Source organism: Ralstonia pickettii (genome assembly GCF_001699815.1).
Classification (GTDB): domain Bacteria; phylum Pseudomonadota; class Gammaproteobacteria; order Burkholderiales; family Burkholderiaceae; genus Ralstonia; species Ralstonia thomasii.
Map to the genome: position 1 here is coordinate 216,949 of NZ_MCGB01000061.1, position 17,138 is coordinate 234,086.

Consider the following 17,138-nt stretch of genomic DNA (forward strand, 5'->3'; position numbering starts at 1 on the left):
CGAATCGATGGTGCGTTCAAGTGCGGTCGGATTGGGCGCTGCGGTAGGCGGTGACGAAGGCGCGCGCGCGTTCGGCGGTGCGCTCGACGGGCTGGCCCGGGCGATACAGGTCGCTGCCGAGGCCTGCGCCGATGCAGCCGGCGGCAAGGTAATCGGCGAGGTTCTCCGGCGTGATGCCACCGACGGCAAACACCGGCACCTCGGCGGGCAGCACGGCCTTGAGCGCGCGCACGTAGCCCGGGCCGATCGCGCCGGCCGGGAAGATCTTCAGCGCCTGCGCGCCCGCGTCGAGCGCGGCAAAAGCCTCGGTGGCGGTCATGCAGCCGATGCAGGTGACGAGCCCGGCCTGTGCGGCGGCGCGGATCACAGGCGCATGCGTGTTGGGCGTGATGACCAGCTTGCCGCCCGCCGCAACCATCAGGTCAACGTCTTCGGGGCGCAGCACGGTGCCTGCGCCGATCAAGGCGCGGTCACCGAAGGCGCGCGCGGCAAGTTGCACGCTCTGCGCCCAGTCGGGCGAGTTGAGCGGAATCTCGATGGCATCGAAACCCGCATCGACCAGCGCCTGCGTGTGCGCGAGCACCTCGTCAGGCCGGATGCCGCGCAGGATGGCGATCAGCGGAAGGTGGGTTGTCCAGGTCATTCCTGATAGAGCTGCGAGCGGCCGCCATCGATGAGGATGTCGGTCGCGTTGATGAAACGCGCCTCGTCGGAAGCGAGGAACAGCGCGGTGTAGGCCACCTCTTCGGGCTCGCCGATGCGCTTGCACGGCAGCAGCTCGGCTTGGCGGCGGCGTTCGGCTTCGGGGTCAGGCGCGGCGGCAAAGCCGGCCTCGGCAATCGGCGTGAGGATCAGTCCCGGCGAGATCGAATTGACGCGGATACCGCGCGCCGCATATTCGATGCCCAGCGCCCGCGTGAGCCCGATCAGCCCATGCTTGGCCACCGGATACGGAAACGCGCCGGGAATGATCTTGTGCCCATGCACCGAGGCAATGTTGACGATGCTGCCCGCCCCGCGCGCCAGCATGTGCGGCAGCACGGCGCGCGCGCACTGCCACGCGCCTTCCAGATCGACGGAAAGGCAGCGCGCCCAGTCGCCCTCGCTCAACTTGAGCGGATCGGAAAACACGTTGATGCCGGCGTTATTGACCAGCACGTCGATGCCGCCAAAGCGCTCGACGCCGGCAGCGACCATCGCGTCGATCTGCGCACGGTCGCGCACGTCGGCTTGCACGAGGAGGATGTTGTCGTCGTTGCCAACGCTGTTGCCAATTTCGGCGGCAAAGGCTTCGGCGCGCGCGTCACGCACCAGCGCGTTGACGATCACGCGTGCGCCGTGCTGCACGAACAGCTTGGCGATCGCACCGCCAATGCCTTGCGTGGCGCCCGTCACCAGGGCGACTTTGCCTGCGAGACGCGGCGGAAAAGACATCGGAGAAGCAGTCATGCGTTGGGTTGATTCACGGTGAATTGATAGCTGCGCTGCAAGCTCTGCCCGGTGCCGAGAATGGTCAGGCCGTGGTCTTGCGGCAAGCCCGGCAGGTTGTGCGCATTGATCGCGTGGTCGACCGGCTCGAAGCAGAAGAAGTCGTACGCAACCGGCGTGTACAACACATAGCGCGACGTATCGGCGGTGATGCCCACAGACACGCGGCGGCTGGGCCAGACGATTTCGGCGCGGCCATCCCAGCCTTCAAAGCTGTGATTGATGGCGGCGCTGGCGTCCAGCTTCCGCAGCTTGCGAAAGTCTGCATCTGCCGATGGCGCGTTCAGGACCGTCGGCAGATAGTCCGGCGCGGATTGCCACATGGCCGTGGCTCCCGCGCGCAACTGGACATCGGGCGTGCGGGGGAAAAACGGATGCACGCCCAGCCCGAATGGCAGCGGTGAGCCTTCGTTGCGTACCGTCAGCGCGATATTCAGCGTGTTGCCTGCCAGCACATAGCGCTGCAACGCGAGATAGCGGAACGGGCGGCCGTGATCGACCATCGCAGCGAGTTCGACCGACGTGGCTGTCTGCGAGACTGGGTGCCACGGCATCAGCCAGCCGTGACCATGCAGCGGATACGGCTCGTCGCCACGCGTGCGCGGCACTTCGATGGTCCGCCCCCGGAACGGGAACTGCCCGCCGCCGATGCGGTTGGACCACGGCACCAGCGGATAACAGGCCAGCGTTCTCGTATCGCGCAGCGCGGCGTCTGTCTCGCCCGGACGAAAGATGGGCATCACAGCGCCATCGCGCAACAGATCGAAACGCAGCAACCCGCCGCCGGCCTCGGGCAACACCTCGGCGCGCAGTACGCCGTTTTCAAGCTGCAACGTAGGCATGGCCGAAGCGGCCCTCCGGCAATCCGCGTACGTCCGGCACGGCAAGCCGGAACGTCGCGCCGGCATTCACGTCTTCCGCCAAGCGGCGCGCCGACAAGCCATCGCGCGCCGTCGTCAGATACAGCGTGTCGAGCGCCTCGCCGCCAAATGCCGGACATGTCGGCTGCGATGCCGGCACGGAAACGCGCGCCAGCACGCGCCCGTCTGGCGCGTAGCGCGTCAGCCGGTTGCCGCCCCACTCTGCATTCCACAGGCAGCCGTCTGCGTCGACGGTGGAGCCATCGGGTGAGCCTTTGTGCGCGCCATCCGCATCCTGGCCGCGCAGATCGGCGAAGACGCGAATATTGGCGACTTGGCCCGTCTGCCCCTCGTAATCGCACGCGTGGATGCGCCGGCTGCTCGTATCGCACCAATACAGGGTCGCGCCGTCGGGACTGAAGGCGATGCTATTGGCGATGGCGATGTGCGGCAGCGCAAGGCGTTGCAGCGTGCCCACGGGCGTGAAGCGATAGAAGCTGCCGGTCGGTTCCGGGCCGCCTTCGTGCATGGTGCCGAAGACGTAGTTTCCGGAGCGGTCGGCACGGCCGTCATTGACGCGCGTGGTCGGGTTGTCGGGCTCGACGTCGGCCAGCAGCGTGAGCGCGCCGGTACGCGTGTCGAAGCGGGCGATGTTTTTGGCAAGGCCCAGGATCAGCACGCCTGGCTCGTCCGTCAGCACGAAAGAACCCACGCGTTGTGGCAGCGGCCATTGGCGCTCCTGCCCCGTCGCCGGATCGTGCTGCCACAGCAGCGATTCCTGGATGTCGGTCCACCAGAGCACGCGCAGGGCGTTGTCCCAGACAATGCCTTCGCCCAGCGTACAGCGCAGATCGGACAGCGTGGTTGCGGTTGTCATCTGCACGGCCTCACTCACGGCCGCCGCGGTTCTTCAACTGGTCGACCAGCACCGCTGCCAGCAGAATCGCGCCGCGCACGAGGTACTGATAGAACGCGTCGATGTTCAGCAGGTTCATCGCGTTCTGCACGGTGCCCATGATCAGCACGCCGACCAGCACCCCGCTGATGGTCGCGCGGCCGCCCAGCAGCGACACGCCGCCCAGCACGCAGGCCGAGATCACGTTCAGCTCAAAGCCTTGCGCCGCATTCGGCTGGCCGCTGGTGATGCGCGCCGCCAGAATCACACCGGCCAGCGCGGCAATCACGCCCTGGATCAGGAAGATGACGATGCGCGTCATGTTGACGTTCACGCCGGCCAGCCGCGCCGCTTCAGGGTTGCCGCCGATCGCCAGCGTATTGCGGCCGTAGATTGTCTTGTTGAGCAGGACACCAAACACCACGAAGCACAGCGCCGCGACCCACACCGGCGTCGGCACACCAAAAAAGATGGTGTTGCCGAGGTCGAAGAAATCCATGTCGGACACGCCCACCGCCTGCCCATGCGAGGCGATGAAGGCGAGGCCGCGCACGATTTCCATCGTGGCCAGCGTGGTGATCAGCGCATTGATCTTCAGCTTGGCGATCACGAAACCATTGATGCCGCCGATGATCGCGCCTGCCACCAGGCTGGCGCCAATGCCGAGTGCGATGCTGCCGGTGGCATTGATGATCATCGCGCAGAGCACGCCGGCAAACGCCACCGTGGAGCCGATCGACAGATCGAAATCACGCGACGCCAGACAGAACATCATCGTGCAGGCGACCATGCCGATCTGCGAGACCGACAGCGCAAGGCCGACCATGTTCTGCCACGAGAAGAAATACTCGACCGAGAACGACAGCGCGGCAAAGAGAATGGCGAAGATCAGCGGCAGGCTGAAATCGTCCAGCAGGCGAAGCAGGCGCGTCTTGTTCATGGCAGAGCGTGCCGATGCGGCGACGGCATCGGAATGTTGCAGGGGTTGAGACTGGGACATCTTGGACTCCGGGGTTCTCAGGCAGCCAGCGGCGGCTGCGGTGCAGATGGCAGCGGCGCAGATTCAGGTCGCAGTGCGAGCTTGAGCACGGCTTGCTCGTTGGCCTGTTCGCGCGGCAGTTCGCCGGCGATGCGGCCTTCGCTCATCACGAGCACGCGATCGGCCACACCCAGAATTTCCGGCAGCTCGCTGGAAATCATCAGCACGGCCACGCCGCGTTCGGCCAGCTCGTACAGCACCTGGTAAATCTCGTTCTTGGCGCCAACGTCGATGCCGCGCGTCGGCTCGTCGATGATGAGCACGCGCATGTCGTCTTCCGCCAGCCAGCGGGCCAGGATCGCCTTCTGCTGGTTGCCGCCCGACAGCAGGCGGATCGGCTGCTCGCGGTTGGGTGTCTTGATGCGCAGGCGCGTGATGTAGTGGTCGGCCGTCTTCGCTTCCTGCTTGTCGTTGACGAACAGGCCGAAGCGACGCTGGTTGCGCCGGCAACTGATGTTGATGTTTTCCGACACCGAGCGGCAGCCGATGATGCCTTCTTCCTTGCGGTCTTCCGGGCACAGCACGATGCCTTGGCGGATGGCGTCGGCCACGTCGCGGATGCGGATTGGCGCGCCGTCGAGCGTAAGACTGCCCGCCGTCTTGCGATCAGCGCCGTAAATCAATCGCGCGAGTTCCGAACGCCCCGCGCCCACCAGCCCGAACAGGCCGACGATCTCGCCGCGGCGTACGAACAGGCTTGCCGGTTCAGCCAGCTTCGGGCCCATCAGGCCATCCACCTGCAAGCGCACGTCGCCAAGCGGGCGCGCGCGGTAATCGAAGATGTCGTCGATCTGGCGGCCGACCATCTGCGCCACCAGCTCGTCGCGCGTGACGTTGGCCATCGACGGGAAATCCGCCACCTTGCGGCCGTCGCGGAAGATCGTGCAGCCATCGCACAGCTCGAAAATCTCATCGAGACGGTGCGAGATGTAGATCAGCGCCCGGCCCTGCGCGCGCAGGTCTTTCACAAGGCGGAACAGAATGTCGGTCTCGCGGATCGACAGCGAACTCGTCGGCTCGTCCAGCGCAATGACGCGCGCATCGCGCAGGATCGCCTTGCAGATCTCGACCATCTGGCGCTGCCCGATCGACAGGTGTTTCAGCTTGGCGCGCGGGTCCAGATCGACGCCGATGCGGCCGAGCTGCTCGCGCGTCCAGGCCATCGCCTCGCGCTGACGGATGAACCCGCCGCTGGCCGGCAGGTGGCCCAGCAGCAGGTTGTCCATCACCGTCAGCTCGGGCACCGTCTGCAGTTCCTGATGGATGACGGCAATACCGGCATCCAGCGCCGCGCGCGTCGTCGGGAACGCCGTCGGCTTTCCCTCCACGACGATCTGCCCGCCATCGGGCTGATAGTCGCCGCCCAGAATCTTCAACAGCGTCGACTTGCCCGCGCCGTTCTCGCCCAGCAAGCCGTGCACGCGACCGCATTCGATGCCGAACGACACATCGGACAGCGCCCGCACACCCGGAAACACCTTGCTGATGCCACGAAACTCAAGAAACGCCGACATGGCAAGTCTCCTTCAACAACGGTATCCGCAAGATCACAAACCCATCTCTTGGCGGACGGCCTTTTCGTTGTCGCGCGTCATCAGGCGGCCGCTGGTCAGGATGAGCGGGTCCGGCGCCTTGTTGCTCTTGACCCACTCGTACATGTTGAGCGAGGTTTCATAGCCGTGGCGCTTCGGGCTAATCAGCACGGTGCCGAAGAAGCCGGTCTTCTCGGGCTTGGCAAACTCGTTGAGCGCAGACTGGCTGCCGCCGATACCTACCCCGATGATGTCCGCCGGCTTCACGCCGTGGCCTTCCGCTGCGCGCACGGCACCCAGCACGGCTTCGTCATTCAGGCCGAAGGCAATCCAGTGCTTGAACTTCGGGTTCTTGGTCAGGGTGATGTTGGCGGCGTTGAAGGCGGCTTCGGTATCCGTCTTGGCCTGCGGGCTGGTCAGCACGTTGGCGGCCGGGAAGCCCGCCTTGCTGAGCGCGGCGACTGCACCGTCGGTGCGCTCCTTGGCGGTCGGCAGCTGGTCGTAGGCGATGCGAATGGCGCCGACCTCCGACAGGTTCCAGCCGCGCTTCTTCATCTCCTGCGCGATGGCATCGCCCACCTGCTCGCCGATCTTCGTGGCCGAGATGCCCATGTGCGGCACGGCTTCGATGGGCTTGCCGGCGCCATCCACCAAACGGTCATCCACCGTCATCAGCTTGAGGTTGTTCTGTTTGGCCTTGGCCACGACTGCAGGTCCGAGCTTCACGTCGGGCACGCAGATCACGAAACCCTGCGCGTGCTGCGCGCCCAGGTTGTCGATGGCCGTCAGCACTTCGCCGCCGCTGGGCACGCCGATCTTTACCAGCTTGAAGCCCTTCTCCTTGGCGGCCTGGTCTGCGAACTTCCACTCATCCTGGAACCACGGCTCTTCGGGCTGCTTGACCAGGAAACCGATCTTCACGTCATCGGCTGCATGGGCAAACACTGAAAGGCCGCCGGCCATGGCAAACAGCGTGGCAGCCGCAATGGCCTTGAATGTCCCGCGTCGTTGTTGTTGCATGTTTGTCTCCTTGCGATACCGTCATTGCGGCATCTGTTCTGCGTTGGATGAAAGAGGGATGGCGTGTGCGCCGGGCTCACGCCACCTTCAAGGTTTTGACCAGGCCGCGCTCGCGTGCGATGGCGATCGCGCCGCTGCCGGCCAGGTGCTCCTGCTGTTCACTGCTGGTGACGGTGACCTTGCCCGAGAAGAAATCGTCGTCCGACACCAGCACGGCCAGCGCTTCGCGCAGCAGCGGCTTGCCCGTGATGACGAACTGCGTGCCCGGGTTCATGCGGATCGCGCTGCTGTTCTTGAGCGTGAGCAAATCCGCGCCCAGCACCGCGCCCAGCAGGAAGTTGGCCCGCGCATTGCGCTCGTAGATCGTGAACTGGCCCAGCGTGCGCACCATGAAGCAGGCGCGCCCCAGTCCGATGCTGCTGGCGCTGCGCGCGCCGGACAGCAACATTTCCGGATCGACCTCGGTGGCAAAGTCCGAGTCGAGCGCGTCGGCCAGGATGGTGTTGTGGGTAATCACGTGGAGCAGCTCGCCGGCCAGCGTGGTCACACAGCCGGTGATGCGCTGGTCGGCGTCCAGATGCACGAACTTCGAGTGCGACCCGGGCAGCACGATCACCGCCGGCTCCGTGATGCCGAGGCGCGAGACCAAACCCATGGTCTCGACCTCTTCGCCGCGCATCATGTCCATCGACTCGATGTTGTGCAGGCCGAGGTTGTCCACCGGATTGCGTACGCCCGGCACGAACCAGATTGGCTGAGGGCACACCTCGGGAATGCTCGCCTGCACCATCCCGGCCGCCAGGTCGCGCAGGCCGGCCGGCGCGATCAGGTGCGGGACTTCGTGCAGGCCAACGTTGGAGGTGATCATGCCGGAGGCCAGCACCAAGTCGACCTGGCCCATGCCGAAACCGGCCTTCTGCAGCGCAGCGTCAATCGTGTCTTGCACGCCGCGCTGCAGCGTCGTCCGGTTGCCGGTGATGGCGGTATCGCGCACACCAACCTGGCGCGCAGCCTGGCAAAGCGCAACGTCATCGCGCCAGACCGTGACGCGTGTGTTGGTGGTACCGGTATCGATGGTGAGGATGTTCATGCGTGGCATTGCTTGGTGTGACTTGGGACGCGGCCCGGGTTAAAACCATCCATGAGCCGCAGCGGGCGGCCCCAGGTTGACTTGAGAATTGCCGCCGCTCATGAGGACGTCATCTGGAAACAGCAGCATCGCGGGGTCAAGTTGGGGGTGCGCACCACGATCATGAGCGGTTTTTTAGAACGAGTGAACGATACCCGTATAGGCACCCAGCTGGTTCTTCCCCGGCGCGGTTGTTGTTGGTCGCTTCTACCGAGAAGTTGGCGGTGGCGCTGTTCTGCACGGTGCCCACGCTCGCGTACAGCATCGTGCGCTTGGACAGGTTGTAGTTTGCGCCGGCCATGAACAGGTTGGCGTTGCCGCCACCGTGGTTCACGTTGACGCGGTAGGCCGCGCCGATCAGCGTCAGCGCCGGCGTGAGTTCGTAGTTGATGCCCAGCCAATAATGGTTCGCCTTGGTCGGGGCGCCGGCTGCGGCATCCGGGGCCGACAGGTTTTCATACACGGCAAACAGCTTCGCCTTGCCGATCGTGTACGTACCGCCGACCGTCGCTTCCTTCGAGAAGTTGAAGATGTCGCTGAACTTGCCGTTGCCGTCGCGGATCACGTCGTAAATCGCGCGCACTTCCAGCGGACCGGCGGAGTAGACAGCAGACACGCCATCGCGCCGGCTGTTCGTGAAGGAGCCCGGCTGCTCGCCCAGGCCGGTCTGCAGACCGATCTGGAAGCCGCCCCAGGTCGGGCTCTGGTATTCGACGATGTTGTTGGCACCCGGCCAGTTGCGCCCGCGCACGAGCGTGGCCGAGCCGATGAACTGCTGGCCGGTCGGGTCGAGGAACCAGACGTCGTTGCTGATGAAGAGGTTCTTGCCCGCAGTCAACGTGCCCCAGGTGGGGCTGGACAGGCCGACGTACGAACGGCGGTTGAACAGCGCATCGCCATTGGTTTTGCCCTGGGCTGCGCCGAAGCCGGATTCGAGCCGGAAGACCGCCTGCAGACCACCGCCCAGATCCTCCTTGCCCATGAATCCGAACATGCTGGTCCCCCACTGGTTGTCGGCGGCGCGCCAGAGGCTGCCGCCCGGCGAGGTCGCGGTGGGGGCGACGTTGTTCTGGTAGTCGATGCCGCTGGCGACGCGGCCGTACAGCGTGACGCTGGTTTGTGCGAGGGCGGGAGCGGTCCAGCCAGCGAGCGCAAGGCCGCACGCCAGCATCCCGCGAACAGCGGTGGTTCGATTCATGACGTCTCCTGAAATGTTTTTGTAGGCGGGGTCCGGTGCGTCGCGTGGTTTGAGATCGCTGGAGGCACGCACCAGGCATCGTCACCGTCCCCAGGCGCATTTGTAGTTGGGGCAGCCTTAACGTGGCAAACTACAAATTCTTCGTGAGACGTTAAATTTTTCTTAACGAGAACGCATGCCACGGCGCCTCCCTCCCCTTAATGCATTGCGCGTCTTTGAAGTCGCGGGCCGTCACCTGAGCTTCAGCCGGGCTGCGGATGAGCTTTGCGTGACCAACGCCGCCGTCAGCCACCAGATCAAGCAGCTCGAAGATCATCTGGGCAAGAAGCTCTTCGCACGCCGCAACAACCAGCTCACGCTCACAGACGCGGGCGACAACTACCTGCCCCGCGTGCGGGACGCGCTGCGTGCGCTCGAACAAGCCACCGACCTGTTGATGGACACCGCCGATGCGCCCCTGCGCGTGGCCGTGCCCCCAACCTTCGGCGCCAAATGGCTGGTGCCGCGGCTGTACCGCTTCTTCAACCAGCACCCGCACGTGCGCGTCGAGGTGTCGACCGCCGATGTGCAGGACCACGGCCAGTTCGATCTCTGCATTGATGACCGGCAAGTCAACGCACCCAATCTGCGCGTCGAGTGGTTCACCTCCACCGACTTCTTTCCGGTATGCAATGCCACGCTGCAGGCCGCGATCCGGATGCCGCAGGACCTGGCCACACAGACGCTCCTGCACGAGCGCGGCGGACGCCATCTCGCGCACCATCCGACATGGCGGCAATGGCTCGACGAGGTGGGCGTACCCCAGATTGATGCCACGCGCGGGCCGGCGTTTTCCGAGGCGTTGATGGCGCTGCAGGCGGCCATTGACGGCCAGGGCGTGGCGCTCGGGCAGGGCATTCTCGTCGAATACGACATCGCCGCCGGACGCCTGATGCGCCCACTGGCGACCGAAGCCTCGCTGCGCCTGTCGTACTACCTGATCCATCCGCACCAGGCGGCCGAGCACGCAGGCTTTGCACTGTTCCGCCAGTGGCTCGTCGACGAGGTTGCACGCGGCGGCGGCCGCGCACGCAACCAGCCCCCGGCAAGCGAGGTGTTTTGATTTCTTTTTGATTGTGGCGTGGCGGGCGCTCTACACTACTCGTCCCTGGTTGCACCGCGCCGAAGAAGGAGCCCGCCATGAGCTTCCCCCGCCCCGCCAACACCCCGTGGCTGGTCCCGTACCTGACCGTGCGCGACGCCTCGGCCGCCATCGCCTTCTATCGCAACGCGTTCGGTTTTGATGTGCAGGATGAAATGCACGACCATGGCCGCCCGATCCACGTCGAGATGACCTACCAGGGCCAGCTCATGCTGATGTTTGCGCCCGAAGGCGTCTTTGGCTCCACCGCGAAAGCCCCGGCCGGCGCGGGCTTTGAATGCCCGCAGAGCTTCCACCTGTATTGCGACGACGTCGACACCGTGTATCAGAACGCGCTCGACCAGGGCGCCGCGTCCATCATGGCGCCGCACGATGCCTTCTGGGGCGAGCGCTACGCCGCCGTGCGCGATCCCGACGGCTATCGCTGGGGCCTCGCCTGCCGCCCCGCAGCGGCCTGATCGCTCCATCGCTCGATCGCCTGACCGATTCACCACAAGGATTGCTGTAATGGGGCTTCCCCGTTTTTTCGTCGACACGCCGCTGGCCCCCAACACCACCGTCACGCTGGACGAGTCCGTCACACGCCACATCCACGTGCTGCGCCTGGCCGCTGGCGATGACATCTGCCTGTTCGATGGCTCCGGCTACGAATTTCGTGCACGGCTCGACGCCATCAACAAGCGCGACGCCACCGCCAGCCTTGTCGACGCCACGCAGCCCGACACCGAGGCGCGCTACGCCATCACGCTCGCGCAAGGCATTGCCGGCGGCGACAAGATGGATTGGCTGATCGAGAAGGCCGTCGAACTGGGCGTCAATGCCGTCGCGCCGCTGCAGACCGAACGCGGCGTGGTGCGACTCTCCGGCGAGCGTGCCGTCAAGCGCGTGCAGCACTGGCAGGCATTGGTGCAAGCGGCCTGCGAGCAGTGCGGCAGAGCCCGCGTGCCGGTGGTCGCACCCGTCGCCACGCTGCGCGAATGGCTTGCCACCGCCAAGTCCACCGACGCGCCGCGCGTGTTGCTGTCACCGCGCGGCGCGCAATCGCTCACGCAGTGGGCCGTGCAATCGCGCACGCGCATCGTAGGCAGCGGCATCGTGCTGCTGATCGGCCCCGAAGGCGGGCTTTCGCCCGACGAGGAAGCACTTGCCGAGGCCGCCGGTTTCTTACCACTGACACTTGGACGACGTATTCTGAGAACGGAATCGGCGGCGCTTGTGGCCGTCTCCGCGCTGCACGCCGTGCTCGGCGAGTTCTAGGTTCTGACGACGAAACACTGACCGTTACTGGCCGTTTGATCCCACCGGTGGGCCTTTCCCCCGTGCCCGCCATTGACCAAAGGAGCTTCATCATGGGTCTACTCGATTCGATTCTCGGCGGCGGCAATGACGCCAGCGGCGCGCAATCGTCTTTGCTGGGCAACAAGAAAGTGCTGCTCGCCATGGGCGTGCTGGCCTACCTGGCGATGAAGCACAAGTCGCAAGGCGCGGGCGATGCGGCCGCGCCGCAAGGCCAGGAAGATCAGGGCGGCGGCCTGTTCGGTTCGCTCGGTGGCCTGCTGGGTGCGGCAGGCGGTGCCGGCGCGCTGGGCGGCCTGCTCGGCGGCGCTGGCGGAGCGGGTGGCCTTGGCGGTCTGCTTGGCGGTTTGCTGGGCGGCGGCAACACCAATGCTGATCAGGCAGCGGTGGGTGGCCTCGGGCCGCTGCAGCAGATCCTGGAGCAAGCCGGCCTGGGCGAACAGGTGAAATCGTGGATCGGCAATGGTCAGAACTTGCCGGTGTCGGGCGAGCAGATCACGCAGGCACTGAGCGGCACAGGTGCGTTGGAGGAGGTGTCGAAACTGGCCGCCCACCTGGGCATCAGCGAAGGCGACCTCGCCAACCACCTCGCTGAAGGCCTGCCCGAAGCGGTCAACCACCTCACGCCGCAGGGCGCAGTGCCGGCGGCCTGAACGTCATCGCCGCACAGAAAAAGCCCGCAATTGCGGGCTTTTCTTTTTTTGCGCTGGCATTCAACCCGCGCTGTAGGCCATTCGGCCTGCTTCGTGCAGCGCCTGCACCACATGCAGCGCAGCCGGAGACAGCAACCGGTCGGTGCGCGTGATGATGCCGAAATCGTCCATCTGGCACGGCATCGCTATCGGAAGAATCGCCAGCATCCGATACGACGCGTAGTACTGCGCGACGTCGGTGCCGATCACGGCCAGCATGTCGCTCTGCTCAAGGATGCGCGTCAGGAACAGCAACGCGGAGGTTTCCACCACGCTGGACGGCGCTGTCAGGCTCTCCCGCTGGAACATCAAATCGAACCGGTGGCGCAGAACGCTGCCGATGGGTGGCACCACCCAGGTGGCCGGCTGCACATCGGCCAAGGTCAGCGACGGTTCTGCCAGCAGCGGATGCCCCGGCCGCGCCACCGCAACCACCGGTTCGTCGGCCAGCGGCTCGTAGCGCAGATGCAGCTTGTCGTGCTCGGCAAACAGGCGACCGACCACCAGGTCGAGCTTGTCCTGCGCCAGTCGTTCCAACAACACGTTGCTGCTTTCGATTTCCAGCGACACCCGCAGCCCCGGATGCTCGCGCGTGATCTGCGCCACCACCGGCGGCAACAGCCGCACGCCCGGCGAGGTGATGGTGCCCACCGCCACGTGCCCGAGGTGTCCCGCCTTGAGCCCGAGCACTTCCTCCTGCGCCTGGTCCAGGCTGCCGACGACTGCGCGCGCGTGGCGGATCAGCGCGTCGCCATAGCGCGTGGGCCGCATGCCGCGCGGCATGCGCTCAAACAGTTGCACATCCAGCATGGCCTCCAGCTCGCGCAGCAGCTTGGAGGCGGCGGGCTGCGTCATGTTGAGCGCGGCGGCCGCCCGGTGGATGTTGCCCTCCTCGGCAAGGGCAATCAGCAACAGCAATTGCCGCGTCTTCAGGCGCGCACGGACATACCAGGGGCTGTTCGACATCGGGTCTTCCTCGGGATATCAAATCGGATATCGGTCGCGGCCAATATTTCATTGGAAGGATATCAGGGCGCTCCGTACACTCGGTCCGATCAAAAAACCACAACCACACCGGAGACAACGGACGTGCCGCGCGCCCTGCGAGTGCCGCGCTGCGGTCGACGCGCGCGCCTCGACAACCACGTCCGTGACACACGCACCCATGTCGGAATCGAAACCCAAGCTGCGCTCGGCCCAATGGTTCGGCACTGCCGATAAAAACGGCTTCATGTATCGAAGCTGGATGAAGAACCAGGGCATCCCCGACCACGAATTCGACGGCCGCCCGATCATCGGCATCTGCAATACCTGGTCGGAGCTGACGCCGTGCAACGCGCATTTCCGCAAGCTGGCCGAACACGTCAAGCGCGGCATTTACGAGGCGGGCGGCTTTCCGGTGGAGTTTCCGGTGTTCTCCAACGGCGAATCGAACCTGCGCCCGACCGCCATGCTCACGCGCAACCTTGCGGCCATGGATGTGGAAGAGGCGATTCGCGGCAACCCGATCGACGCGGTGGTGCTGCTCACCGGCTGCGACAAGACCACGCCCGCCCTGCTGATGGGCGCAGCCAGCTGCGACGTGCCGGCGATCGTCGTGACGGGCGGGCCGATGCTCAACGGCAAGCTCGACGGCAAGAACATCGGCTCGGGCACGGCGGTGTGGCAGTTGCACGAATCGCTCAAGGCGGGCGAGATCGACCTGCATCACTTCCTGTCGGCGGAAGCCGGGATGTCACGCTCGGCCGGCACGTGCAACACGATGGGCACGGCGTCCACCATGGCATGCATGGCGGAAGCGCTCGGCACATCGCTGCCGCACAACGCGGCCATTCCCGCGGTGGATGCGCGGCGCTACGTGCTTGCGCATATGTCAGGTATCCGCATCGTCGATATGGCGCTGCAGGGGCTGACGCTGTCCAAGATCCTCACGCGCGCCGCGTTCGAAAACGCCATCCGTGTCAACGCGGCCATTGGTGGCTCGACCAACGCGGTGATCCACCTCAAGGCGATTGCCGGGCGCATTGGCGTGCCGCTTGAGCTGGAAGACTGGTCACGCATCGGCCGGGACACACCGACCATCGTCGACCTGATGCCCTCGGGACGCTTCCTGATGGAGGAGTTCTATTACGCCGGCGGCCTGCCCGCAGTGCTGCGCCGCCTCGGTGAAGCAGACTTGCTGCCGCACCCCGATGCGTTGACGGTCAACGGCAAGACGCTGTGGGAGAACGTCAAGAGCGCGCCCATCACCGACGATGAAGTCATCCGCCCGCTCACCAACCCGCTGATCGACGATGGCGGCATTCGGGTGCTGCGCGGCAACCTCGCGCCGCGCGGTGCGGTGCTCAAGCCATCGGCCGCCAGTCCGGAATTGCTGCGGCATCGCGGCCGTGCGGTCGTGTTCGAAAACCTCGAACACTACAAGGAACGCATCGTCGATGAAGCGCTGGACGTGGATGCCAGCTCCGTGCTGGTGATGAAGAACTGCGGGCCGAAGGGCTACCCGGGCATGGCCGAGGTCGGAAACATGGGCCTGCCGCCCAAGCTGCTGCGCCAGGGCGTAAAGGATATGGTCCGCATTTCCGACGCGCGCATGAGCGGCACGGCCTACGGAACAGTCGTGCTGCACGTCGCGCCCGAAGCGGCGGCCGGCGGCCCGCTGGCCGCGGTGCAGGACGGCGACTGGATCGAACTCGACTGCGAAGCCGGCACGCTGCACCTGGACATCGACGACGCCGAACTTGCGCGTCGCATGGCCGCCTATCAGGCGCCGCGCTCCCATGGTGAAGGCGGTGGCTACCAGCGCCTGTACGTCAACCACGTATTGCAGGCCGACGAGGGCTGCGACCTCGATTTCCTGGTCGGCTGCCGTGGCGCCGCCGTGCCGCGCCATTCGCACTGAATCGACACACGCGTAGGAGACTGGCTTTGCCGATTGATCAACCCGCCGCGCACGCACCGCGCTATCGCGGCATCTTCCCGGTGGTGCCCACCACGTTCACGGAAACTGGCGAACTCGACCTTGCCAGCCAGAAGCGTGCGATCGATTTCATGATCGATGCAGGCTCCGATGGCCTGTGCATCCTGGCCAATTTCTCCGAGCAATTCTCGCTGTCGGACGACGAACGCGAGGTGCTCACCCGCACCGCGCTGGAACACGTGGCGGGCCGCGTACCGGTGATCGTGACCACGTCGCACTACAGCACGCAGGTCTGCACGCAACGCAGCCGCCGTGCGCAGGACATGGGCGCCGCCATGCTGATGGTGATGCCGCCCTACCACGGCGCCACCTTCCGCGTGCCCGAAGCGCAGATCTACGAATTCTCTGCGCGCGTGTCGGATGCGGTGGGCATTCCGATCATGATTCAGGACGCGCCGGCCAGCGGCACGGTGCTCTCAGCGGCGTTCCTCGCGCGCGTGGCCCGCGAAATCGAGCAGGTCGCCTACTTCAAGATCGAAACGCCCGGTGCGGCGGCCAAGCTGCGCGAACTGATCCGCCTCGGCGGCGACGCCATCGAAGGCCCCTGGGACGGCGAAGAAGCCATTACGCTGCTGGCCGATCTCGATGCTGGCGCCACGGGCAGCATGACCGGCGGCGCGTATCCCGACGGGATCCGGCCGATCATCGAGGCGCACGCCCAAGGGCAGCACGATCTCGCCTTCGATCTGTACCAACGCTGGTTGCCGCTCATCAATCACGAGAACCGGCAGGCCGGCATCCTGGCCGCCAAGGCGTTGATGAAGGAAGGCGGCGTGATCGCCTGCGAGGCATCGCGCCATCCGTTGCCACCGATGCATCCAGATACGCGCCGGGGCCTGATCGACATTGCCCGGCGGCTTGACCCGCTGGTCTTGCGCTGGGGGCGATAGCCATGCACGGTGACCGTTCCCCCGTTGCGATCGGCATTGTCGGCGTTGGCAAGATCGCGCGCGACCAGCATCTGCCGGCGCTTGCCGCGCAGCCGGGCTTCACGCTTGCGGCCTGCGCGAGCCCGCATTCGCGCATTGACGGCCTGCCGCATTACACGACGCTCGAGGCCATGCTGGCAGACGAACGCGCATTGCAGGCGGTCTCGCTGTGCACACCGCCGCAGGTGCGGTTTGCCCAGGCCCGCGCGGCGCTCGCTGCGGGCAAGCACGTGATGCTGGAGAAGCCTCCCGGTGCCAGCGTCTCGGAAGTGGCGATCCTCGCTGAACTGGCGCGAAAGCATCGCTGCACATTGTTCGCCTCCTGGCACTCGCGCCACGCGCCTGGCGTCGAGGTTGCTCGGGAGTGGCTTGCAAGCCGCGCCATCGTCTCGGTCAACGTGCAATGGAAAGAAGATGTACGCCGCTGGCACCCGAACCAGGCATGGATCTGGGAGCCCGGCGGCCTTGGCGTGTTCGACCCGGGCATCAACGCGCTATCGATCCTGACCCGCATCCTGCCGCATGCGTTCTTTCTGACGTCGGCCAACCTGTGGGTGCCCGCCAATCAGCAGACGCCGATTGCCGCCCACCTCGCATTCACCGATGAACGCGGCACTGCCATCGCAGCGGAATTCGACTGGCGCCATGACGCAGGCGAACTCTGGCAGATCGGTGTGACCACGAGCGACGGCACCCTGCGGCTCGCCCAGGGCGGCAAGCAATTGACCATCGACGGCGCGGAGATCGACGTCGGCCCCGAACGCGAATACCCGAGCCTGTACACCCGCTTTCTCGAACTGATCGCCAGCGGCGAAAGCGATGTGGATGTCCGCCCGCTTCAGCACGTGGCCGACGCCATGCTGCTCGGTCGGCGCCATCTGATTGATCCGTTCGTGCCGTGAAGCACGCCCGACCCACGTAGTGCCATCAGAGCCATTC

Annotated in this window: 16 protein-coding genes and 1 pseudogene; 7 read left to right on the forward strand and 10 right to left on the reverse strand. The window is 65.6% G+C overall.

The genetic code is table 11. The features are described from left to right. Positions 1-16 precede the first annotated feature (16 nt). The 9 genes and pseudogenes from BEK68_RS11685 to BEK68_RS11725 all read right to left on the reverse strand — a co-directional run bounded on the left by BEK68_RS11685 (position 17) and on the right by BEK68_RS11725 (position 9,161). Entirely contained in the window at positions 17-643 is a 627-nt protein-coding gene (locus BEK68_RS11685) for a 2-dehydro-3-deoxy-6-phosphogalactonate aldolase (protein WP_012436403.1), read from the reverse strand. Continuing rightward, positions 640-1,449, reverse strand: a complete 810-nt coding sequence (locus BEK68_RS11690) for an SDR family oxidoreductase (protein ID WP_012436404.1) — start codon at positions 1,447-1,449, stop codon at positions 640-642. The genes BEK68_RS11685 and BEK68_RS11690 overlap by 4 nt, the downstream gene beginning before the upstream one ends. After that, on the reverse strand, positions 1,446-2,330 hold the full coding sequence (locus BEK68_RS11695) for an aldose 1-epimerase (protein WP_012436405.1): 885 nt from the start codon (positions 2,328-2,330) through the stop codon (positions 1,446-1,448). The genes BEK68_RS11690 and BEK68_RS11695 overlap by 4 nt, the downstream gene beginning before the upstream one ends. Further along, entirely contained in the window at positions 2,311-3,225 is a 915-nt protein-coding gene (locus tag BEK68_RS11700) for an SMP-30/gluconolactonase/LRE family protein (protein WP_012436406.1), read from the reverse strand. The genes BEK68_RS11695 and BEK68_RS11700 overlap by 20 nt, the downstream gene beginning before the upstream one ends. Before the next feature lie 10 nt (positions 3,226-3,235). Beyond that, positions 3,236-4,183 carry an L-arabinose ABC transporter permease AraH gene (gene araH, locus BEK68_RS11705; protein ID WP_249262918.1) on the reverse strand — a complete coding sequence of 316 codons (948 nt, stop codon included), beginning with the start codon at positions 4,181-4,183 and terminating at the stop codon, positions 3,236-3,238. A gap of 77 nt (positions 4,184-4,260) precedes the next feature. After that, positions 4,261-5,796, reverse strand: coding sequence for an L-arabinose ABC transporter ATP-binding protein AraG (gene araG / locus BEK68_RS11710; RefSeq protein WP_012436408.1), 1,536 nt, complete (start codon positions 5,794-5,796; stop codon positions 4,261-4,263). A gap of 33 nt (positions 5,797-5,829) precedes the next feature. Then, positions 5,830-6,834, reverse strand: a complete 1,005-nt coding sequence (locus tag BEK68_RS11715) for an arabinose ABC transporter substrate-binding protein (protein ID WP_004632890.1) — start codon at positions 6,832-6,834, stop codon at positions 5,830-5,832. Positions 6,835-6,910: 76 nt separating this feature from the next. Next, positions 6,911-7,924, reverse strand: coding sequence for a 2-dehydro-3-deoxygalactonokinase (locus BEK68_RS11720; RefSeq protein ID WP_012436409.1), 1,014 nt, complete (start codon positions 7,922-7,924; stop codon positions 6,911-6,913). Positions 7,925-8,098: 174 nt separating this feature from the next. Further along, a pseudogene (locus BEK68_RS11725) lies at positions 8,099-9,161 on the reverse strand (porin). Between the two features lie 175 nt (positions 9,162-9,336). On the opposite strand from BEK68_RS11725, the gene gcvA reads away from it, so the two are divergent. The 4 genes from gcvA (at position 9,337) to BEK68_RS11745 (ending at position 12,251) form a co-directional block, all read left to right on the forward strand. Beyond that, the gene (gene gcvA, locus BEK68_RS11730; RefSeq protein WP_012436411.1) at positions 9,337-10,263 is read left to right on the forward strand and encodes a transcriptional regulator GcvA; all 927 of its coding nucleotides are present in this window, start codon (positions 9,337-9,339) and stop codon (positions 10,261-10,263) included. 77 nt (positions 10,264-10,340) lie between these two features. Next, entirely contained in the window at positions 10,341-10,760 is a 420-nt protein-coding gene (locus tag BEK68_RS11735) for a VOC family protein (protein ID WP_004632896.1), read from the forward strand. A gap of 49 nt (positions 10,761-10,809) precedes the next feature. Then, positions 10,810-11,559, forward strand: a complete 750-nt coding sequence (locus BEK68_RS11740; RefSeq protein ID WP_012436412.1) for a 16S rRNA (uracil(1498)-N(3))-methyltransferase — start codon at positions 10,810-10,812, stop codon at positions 11,557-11,559. Positions 11,560-11,651: 92 nt separating this feature from the next. Beyond that, positions 11,652-12,251: a YidB family protein gene (locus BEK68_RS11745; RefSeq protein ID WP_012436413.1), complete on the forward strand. Its 600-nt coding sequence runs from the start codon at positions 11,652-11,654 to the stop codon at positions 12,249-12,251. A 60-nt stretch (positions 12,252-12,311) separates the two neighbouring features. On the opposite strand, the gene BEK68_RS11750 is transcribed toward BEK68_RS11745, so the two are convergent. Then, positions 12,312-13,256, reverse strand: coding sequence for a LysR family transcriptional regulator (locus tag BEK68_RS11750; protein WP_012436414.1), 945 nt, complete (start codon positions 13,254-13,256; stop codon positions 12,312-12,314). Positions 13,257-13,455: 199 nt separating this feature from the next. Here BEK68_RS11750 and BEK68_RS11755 point away from each other — a divergent pair, with 199 nt between their 5' ends. The 3 genes from BEK68_RS11755 to BEK68_RS11765 are packed head-to-tail and all read left to right on the forward strand — an operon-like array spanning position 13,456 to position 17,101. Further along, positions 13,456-15,192, forward strand: a complete 1,737-nt coding sequence (locus BEK68_RS11755) for an IlvD/Edd family dehydratase (RefSeq protein WP_012436415.1) — start codon at positions 13,456-13,458, stop codon at positions 15,190-15,192. Between the two features lie 26 nt (positions 15,193-15,218). Continuing rightward, positions 15,219-16,160 carry a dihydrodipicolinate synthase family protein gene (locus BEK68_RS11760; protein WP_012436416.1) on the forward strand — a complete coding sequence of 314 codons (942 nt, stop codon included), beginning with the start codon at positions 15,219-15,221 and terminating at the stop codon, positions 16,158-16,160. A 2-nt stretch (positions 16,161-16,162) separates the two neighbouring features. Next, positions 16,163-17,101, forward strand: a complete 939-nt coding sequence (locus BEK68_RS11765; protein WP_012436417.1) for a Gfo/Idh/MocA family protein — start codon at positions 16,163-16,165, stop codon at positions 17,099-17,101. The last annotated feature ends 37 nt before the right edge of the window (positions 17,102-17,138 follow it).

Coding starts and splice junctions, on each gene's coding strand:
- BEK68_RS11685 (WP_012436403.1), bottom strand. CDS start 643: ATGACCTGGACAACCCACCTTCCGCTGATCGCCATCCTGCGCGGCATC.
- BEK68_RS11690 (WP_012436404.1), bottom strand. CDS start 1,449: ATGACTGCTTCTCCGATGTCTTTTCCGCCGCGTCTCGCAGGCAAAGTC.
- BEK68_RS11695 (WP_012436405.1), bottom strand. CDS start 2,330: ATGCCTACGTTGCAGCTTGAAAACGGCGTACTGCGCGCCGAGGTGTTG.
- BEK68_RS11700 (WP_012436406.1), bottom strand. CDS start 3,225: ATGACAACCGCAACCACGCTGTCCGATCTGCGCTGTACGCTGGGCGAA.
- araH (WP_249262918.1), bottom strand. CDS start 4,183: ATGAACAAGACGCGCCTGCTTCGCCTGCTGGACGATTTCAGCCTGCCG.
- araG (WP_012436408.1), bottom strand. CDS start 5,796: ATGTCGGCGTTTCTTGAGTTTCGTGGCATCAGCAAGGTGTTTCCGGGT.
- BEK68_RS11715 (WP_004632890.1), bottom strand. CDS start 6,834: ATGCAACAACAACGACGCGGGACATTCAAGGCCATTGCGGCTGCCACG.
- BEK68_RS11720 (WP_012436409.1), bottom strand. CDS start 7,924: ATGAACATCCTCACCATCGATACCGGTACCACCAACACACGCGTCACG.
- gcvA (WP_012436411.1), top strand. CDS start 9,337: ATGCCACGGCGCCTCCCTCCCCTTAATGCATTGCGCGTCTTTGAAGTC.
- BEK68_RS11735 (WP_004632896.1), top strand. CDS start 10,341: ATGAGCTTCCCCCGCCCCGCCAACACCCCGTGGCTGGTCCCGTACCTG.
- BEK68_RS11740 (WP_012436412.1), top strand. CDS start 10,810: ATGGGGCTTCCCCGTTTTTTCGTCGACACGCCGCTGGCCCCCAACACC.
- BEK68_RS11745 (WP_012436413.1), top strand. CDS start 11,652: ATGGGTCTACTCGATTCGATTCTCGGCGGCGGCAATGACGCCAGCGGC.
- BEK68_RS11750 (WP_012436414.1), bottom strand. CDS start 13,256: ATGTCGAACAGCCCCTGGTATGTCCGTGCGCGCCTGAAGACGCGGCAA.
- BEK68_RS11755 (WP_012436415.1), top strand. CDS start 13,456: ATGTCGGAATCGAAACCCAAGCTGCGCTCGGCCCAATGGTTCGGCACT.
- BEK68_RS11765 (WP_012436417.1), top strand. CDS start 16,163: ATGCACGGTGACCGTTCCCCCGTTGCGATCGGCATTGTCGGCGTTGGC.